Source organism: Acinetobacter uliginosus (assembly GCF_044130295.1).
In the GTDB taxonomy this organism is placed as follows: Bacteria; Pseudomonadota; Gammaproteobacteria; order Pseudomonadales; family Moraxellaceae; genus Acinetobacter.
The window spans coordinates 1-6055 of the sequence record NZ_JBIQOC010000136.1; the positions used below are offsets into that span (position 1 = coordinate 1).

Genomic DNA, 6055 nt, shown 5'->3' on the forward strand with positions numbered 1-6055 from the left:
TGATGGCGCATACCATTGCGTAGCAGGATCAAACCAAATGGCAATATTTCCGCGACTCATGAGTGCTCGGTTATATGCGGGCCAATTGGTTGTGCGGTAGATTTTGTGTGTAGGCTTCTTCATTTGAAAATTATATCGCTGAAAAAGCCTTTACAGATAGGTTTGTGCAACAAAGCCCGTCATAGGCATAACGCTGATCTGATGCACAGCAGCCGGAATTATTGACAATGTCATCAAGCTGGTAATGCTTATTCTCTAATTTAGTCAGAATCTCTTCGGGTGTTCCACCTAAATGTACCCCCAAATGATTGACCAACTCTAGCTTCCCCATTTCATTGACCTGTGCATACAGTGCGAGTTGCGTATAGGCTGGACCACGGCGTACCAATGCCCCGCCTGAGTTATTGCACACCCCGCCAAGCACCGATGCACCAATGCAAGAAGAACCAATCACCGAATGCGGTTCGCGGTTAAACGGTACCAAGTCTTTTTCGAGCTTATCCAATGTCGCACCTGGCAAGCAAATGACCTGCTTACCTTCATTAATTACATGAATGCCCGCTAAACGGCGCGTGCTCATCAAAATCACTGGCCGGTCATAATCGTCACCAAATGGTGTAGAGCCCCCAGTCAAACCTGTATTGGCAGCCTGCATAATCACAATGCAATCTGCTTCCACTGCAGTTTTAAGCACTTTCCATTGTTCAAGCAATGTTCCCGGAACGGCAACGGCCAGTACTTTACCGAAACCATAGCGGCGGCCTTGCCGATAAAGGCGTGTATCGTTATCGTCTATAAGTACATGTTGTTTGCCGACTATATTGATAAGTTTTTGAATGGTTTGTCGTGCATCTGCATGATTGTTCATATTTGATGGCATCTTCTGCTTTTTAAAATTCCCTCTCCTCTCAGGATAGGGTTAGGGAGAGGTATTTCAAATTTTTTAGATTAATAATTATTGAATTAGGCCGACCTAACACCCAAATTGCTACTTAAATTTGGTAGGACTAAGTGAAATCGGCCTTTGAAGTCTTTGTGCAACAAAGCCATATAAAAAGCTAATTCAAAAAAACCAAACCTTGTCTTTTAAAAGTACAAATTTCATCCAAATCCAAACCCGCCTATATTTCTAACATAGTAAATATTGCACAAACTTTTCTTATTCACTGACTCATGCTAATGGAGAGTGACTGATATGTTGAAAAAGGAACAAACTTTATTCGAACGTGATGGCGTGGTAGTCATTCGTGGATTATTCAAAGATTGGATTGATGTACTTAAAGAAGGTGTGAATGACAATGAACAGAATCCTGGGCAATGGTTTCGAGACTATACTCCGGGGCAGACTCAAGGTCGTTTCTGGGCAGATTATTGCAATTGGCAACGCATTGATGCCTTTAATAAATTTGTCAAAGAAAGCCCTGCAGCCGAGATTGTAAAAACTTTAATGCTGTCTCAAAGCGTACGCATGTTTCATGAACATGTCCTGGTCAAAGGTACAGGTTCATCAAGGGTTACTCCTTGGCATCATGACGCACCGTATTACCCGGTTGATGCAAAACAGACTTTAAGTTTGTGGATTCCGCTTGATCCTGTCGCCCGAGAATCAGCCATTGAATTCATTGCTGGATCACATAAATGGGGCAAACACTTTAAAGCACAAAGCTTTAATGGTGAATATTATGATCATGGCGATACTCAAGAAGAGATTCTTCCCGATATCGATAATCACCGCGAAGATTACAATATTGTAGGTTGGGAACTTGAACCGGGTGATGCAATTGCATTTAACTATCTGACCATTCACGGCGCACCTGGTAATGCTTCTACCCAACACTCAAGACGAGCTGTTTCTTTTCGCTGGTTAGGTGACGAAGCTGTTTATGTGAATCGTGGTGGCAAAACTTCCCCTCAGTACCCACAATATATTGGCAAACTTTCTACTGGCGATGCACTACCTGAAGATGAGTTCCCTATTGTCGCCTAACTTTTTATTTGAAAGCAAAACTCCCTCTATTCGCTTTAACCAATGTTCACCCATTTGAGCATTGGTTTTTTTATCTGTCATTTCCTAATACAAATAAAAAGCCCCACATTGTGGAGCTTTTAGTTTTTTCTATGCTAGAAAATCAATCTTTAAAATTGATGACGGTACGAATGGATTTACCTTCATGCATTAAATCAAACGCTTCGTTGATTTGATTTAGCCCCATGGTATGGGTCACGAAAGATTCAAGTTGAATTTCACCTTTCATGGCATCTTCCACCATTCCTGGTAATTGCGTACGACCTTTTACCCCACCAAATGCGGTACCTTTCCAGCTACGACCAGTAACCAACTGGAAAGGACGTGTCGAAATCTCCTGACCTGCACCAGCCACGCCAATAATAATCGACTGGCCCCAACCACGATGCGCACTCTCAAGTGCTGAACGCATCACGTTGACATTGCCAATACATTCAAAGGAATGATCCACACCCCAACCGGTCATTTCGACAATCACTTCTTGTACCGGCTTGTCATATTCTTTCGGGTTAATAAAATCGGTTGCACCAAATTGTTCCGCGAGTTTAAATTTTTCAGGATTGTTATCCACTACAATAATTCGACCTGCTTTGGCCTGACGCGCACCCTGCACAACTGCAAGTCCAATACCACCTAAACCAAACACTGCAACTGAATCCCCCTCTTGGACTTTTGCCGTATTATGCACCGCACCGATCCCTGTGGTTACGCCACAACCAAGTAGGCACACATGTTCAGGGTTGGCTTCAGGATTGACTTTTGCAAGAGAAACTTCTGCGACCACAGTATATTCAGAGAAGGTTGAACAGCCCATATAGTGATAAATCGGCTGGCCATTATAGGAAAAACGTGTGGTTCCATCAGGCATCACCCCTTTACCTTGTGTGGCACGTACCGAAACACATAGGTTGGTTTTACCCGATTTACAGAATAAGCATTCACCACATTCCGCGGTATAAAGTGGAATCACATGATCGCCCGGTACAACACTGGTTACCCCCTCACCCACTTCTACGACAATTCCAGCACCTTCATGCCCAAGTACCGCAGGGAAAATTCCTTCTGGATCTGCTCCCGATAAAGTGAATGCATCGGTATGGCAGACACCTGTATGGGTAATTTTCACCAGCACTTCACCTGCTTTAGGTGGCTCAACATCCAGTTCGACAATTTGTAAGGGTTCACCTGGTGCAAATGCAACGGCTGCACGTGATTTCATTTATTCACCTTTCTTTAGTTGATTGATCGCACTATTTCCATCGTACAAATCTGAAAATTCATAGCTAAAAATTTAAATAATCAATCAATTTTCAATTAAAAAATACATGTCACTTTTATATGAAACCCAGGTGATTGAAGCAATTCGGTTTTTTTGATGCAAGCGTTTTGCTTATATGATTTTCGCTATTCAACCCAGCTATTTATATTGAATCCATCGAAACAGATTTCTCCCTTTGGCAATTTTTTCAGTCAAAGAGAAACAAGAAACAGCGTACTTACACAGTAAGCGAACGAAGAAGGATAGAGAAGATGAAATTAAATAACTTGAATGTAGATACTGTGGTTGTTGGCGCGGGACAAGCTGGCGTGGCAATGAGTGAACATTTGACCACCTTGGGTATTTCACATGTCGTGTTAGAAAAGAATCGTATTGCTGAAGCATGGCGCACACGTCGTTGGGACTCATTGGTTGCCAATGGCCCTTGCTGGCATGACCGTTTCCCCAATATGGAATTCGATGCCGATCCAGATAGCTTTATTCATCACGATCAAGTCGCAGATTATTTTCAAAAGTATGCAGAAAAATTTAATTTACCTATCCATACCGGTGTTTCTGTTAATAAGGCTTACAAGTCTGAAAACTGTTTAGGTTTCACCGTGGAAACCTCTGAAGGGATCATTTACACCCAACGTATTGTATCTGCTACAGGTGCTTTCCAAAAAGCAGTCATCCCACCCGTTGCGCCTAAAGCGCCATCGTTCTATCAAATTCATTCGGATCAATATAAAAATCCGCAGCAACTGCCTGAAGGTGCGGTACTGGTGATTGGTTCCGGTTCTTCAGGTGTGCAAATTGCCGATGAAATTAACCGTTCAGGTAAAAAAGTCTATTTATCGGTAGGACAACATGAGCGTCCGCCACGTACTTATCGTAATCGTGACAATGTCTGGTGGTTAGGTGTGCTCGGGGGCTGGGACTTTATGCGTAGCGACAATGGTCCACTCAAAGGCTTGGCGGTCAGCGGTGCGCATGGCGGGATTAATATTGATTTCCGTGCCTTGGAAAAACAAGGCATTACCTTAGTCGGCATGACTGAATCTTTTGCAGATAACAAAATTAAATTCAAAGCCGACTTAAAGAAAAATCTGGAAGATGGTGATGCTGTGCTCATGGCGTTCTATGATGAAGCCGATGCCTATATTGCTAAAAATGGTTTGGATCTGCCGAAGGAACCTCAAGCACGTCATCAATTGCCCAACCCTGAATGCGTACTGAATCCAATCTTAGAACTGGATATGACTGAAGCCAATATTACTTCTGTGATTTGGGCTTCGGGTTTTAGTTACGATTTTGACTGGCTACAGGTCAATGCTTTTGATGAGTTTAATAAACCCAAACACAAACAAGGTATTTCACCTGAACGTGGCGTGTATTTCTTGGGTTTGCCGTATTTAACCGGTCGTGGCTCAAGTTTCATCTGGGGTGTTTGGCACGATGCAAAACACATTGCCGAACATATCGATATTCAACGTAAATACCATGAGTATCAAACCGAAAAAAACTTACTTAAAAACTCTGCCTAAATGTAAATAAGCTCTGACCCATCAGCCGCTCCATAGATCGGTTGATAGGTCTTTTTATTGACTTCGAACTATTTCAACCAACAAATTAGGGAACGTGATGAATACCATTTTAAAATCTAAAATCACCGACAAATGCGCATGGGTAGGCAAAGATATCGCAACCCAAAGCGATTGGATCTATCAGCTTTCACCTCATATGCTAAACGTATTAGATCAGGGTTTAAAAAGCTTAGAACAGCAAAACTTAATTGCACCAAATTTTGAAAAACATGATGTGCTTATTGACGATGCCGAGTTTCTAGCTCAAATCGAATATATCTCCAATGAACTTGAAAATGGCTATGGCTTTATCGTGATTCGCGGTTTGGATGCAGAAAAATACACGGAAAGCCAACTGGCCAATATCTATTATTTGATGGGTTTACACATCGGCAATGCTGTGACGCAAAATGCCCGTGGTGACCTCATTGGTTATGTGGAAAATATTGGCGATAAAACCCAGAAAATGACCCGTGTTTATGAAACCAATGACTATCTTCCCTATCATTCAGATTTAAGTGATGTGGTCGGTTTACTTTCCATTCGTAAGGCTAAACAAGGTGGCTTAAGTAGTATTGTGAGTTTTTCCAGTGTCTATAACCGGATTCTTGAACAATACCCAGAATACTTAGGCTATTACTATCATCCTTCGTGGTACGACCATTTGGGTGAAGTGAATCCTTCACTAACTCCAATTTTCAGTTATTTTGATGGCAAATTGGCCTGTCGTTATTTGCGTTATTACATTGAATTAGGCCATGACCGCAAAAATGTTCCGCTATCACAAGTGCAAATGGATGCTTTAAATATCTTTGATGAAATTAGTCATGCGCCAGATTTAAGACTGGATATGATGCTTGAACCTGGTGATATTCAATTCTGCAATAACTACTGTGTGATGCACTCTCGTTCGTCTTTTGAAGATTATGATGAAGTCGAAAAACGTCGTAAATTATTGCGTTTATGGCTACAAATGCCAAATGCACGTCAACTGGCCAAAGACTTCCCGGGTCGTAATGGTATCCCCAAAGGTTTAGGGCAAGCTACTTAAATCTCAGGATTTAAAAAGAGGCAACGTAGCCACTGCTGTCCCATAGTTTGCTTTAAATAAAAAAACCTGAGTCCTAACAGTTAAAATATGAGTGCAAACAAACACTTTAACGACCAGGATTCAGGTTTTGTCAC

4 protein-coding genes and 2 pseudogenes are annotated in these 6055 nt (G+C 42.0%); 3 read left to right on the top strand and 3 right to left on the bottom strand.

Going from position 1 to position 6055, the window contains the following annotated elements:
* Positions 1-123, bottom strand: a pseudogene (locus ACE01T_RS16875) (IS5/IS1182 family transposase); the annotation flags it as partial.
* 55 nt (positions 124-178) lie between these two features.
* A pseudogene (locus ACE01T_RS16880) lies at positions 179-868 on the bottom strand (FAD-binding protein); the annotation flags it as partial.
* 327 nt (positions 869-1195) lie between these two features.
* On the opposite strand from ACE01T_RS16880, the gene ACE01T_RS16885 reads away from it, so the two are divergent.
* Positions 1196-1987 carry a phytanoyl-CoA dioxygenase family protein gene (locus tag ACE01T_RS16885; RefSeq protein ID WP_395519738.1) on the top strand — a complete coding sequence of 264 codons (792 nt, stop codon included), beginning with the start codon at positions 1196-1198 and terminating at the stop codon, positions 1985-1987.
* 142 nt (positions 1988-2129) lie between these two features.
* Here the strand turns inward: ACE01T_RS16885 and ACE01T_RS16890 are convergent, their stop codons facing one another.
* Positions 2130-3245: an S-(hydroxymethyl)glutathione dehydrogenase/class III alcohol dehydrogenase gene (locus tag ACE01T_RS16890; RefSeq protein ID WP_395519739.1), complete on the bottom strand. Its 1116-nt coding sequence runs from the start codon at positions 3243-3245 to the stop codon at positions 2130-2132.
* A gap of 311 nt (positions 3246-3556) precedes the next feature.
* Between ACE01T_RS16890 and ACE01T_RS16895 the strand changes: the two genes are divergently transcribed.
* Together ACE01T_RS16895 and ACE01T_RS16900 are read left to right on the top strand one after the other, a co-directional pair.
* The gene (locus ACE01T_RS16895) at positions 3557-4831 is read left to right on the top strand and encodes a flavin-containing monooxygenase (RefSeq protein WP_395519740.1); all 1275 of its coding nucleotides are present in this window, start codon (positions 3557-3559) and stop codon (positions 4829-4831) included.
* A gap of 97 nt (positions 4832-4928) precedes the next feature.
* On the top strand, positions 4929-5921 hold the full coding sequence (locus ACE01T_RS16900) for a TauD/TfdA family dioxygenase (protein ID WP_395519741.1): 993 nt from the start codon (positions 4929-4931) through the stop codon (positions 5919-5921).
* The last annotated feature ends 134 nt before the right edge of the window (positions 5922-6055 follow it).

What these genes read in the sequence shown, in the direction of transcription:
- ACE01T_RS16885 (WP_395519738.1), top strand. Translation starts at nt 1,196, where the DNA reads ATGTTGAAAAAGGAACAAACTTTATTCGAACGTGATGGCGTGGTAGTC.
- ACE01T_RS16890 (WP_395519739.1), bottom strand. Translation starts at nt 3,245, where the DNA reads ATGAAATCACGTGCAGCCGTTGCATTTGCACCAGGTGAACCCTTACAA.
- ACE01T_RS16895 (WP_395519740.1), top strand. Translation starts at nt 3,557, where the DNA reads ATGAAATTAAATAACTTGAATGTAGATACTGTGGTTGTTGGCGCGGGA.
- ACE01T_RS16900 (WP_395519741.1), top strand. Translation starts at nt 4,929, where the DNA reads ATGAATACCATTTTAAAATCTAAAATCACCGACAAATGCGCATGGGTA.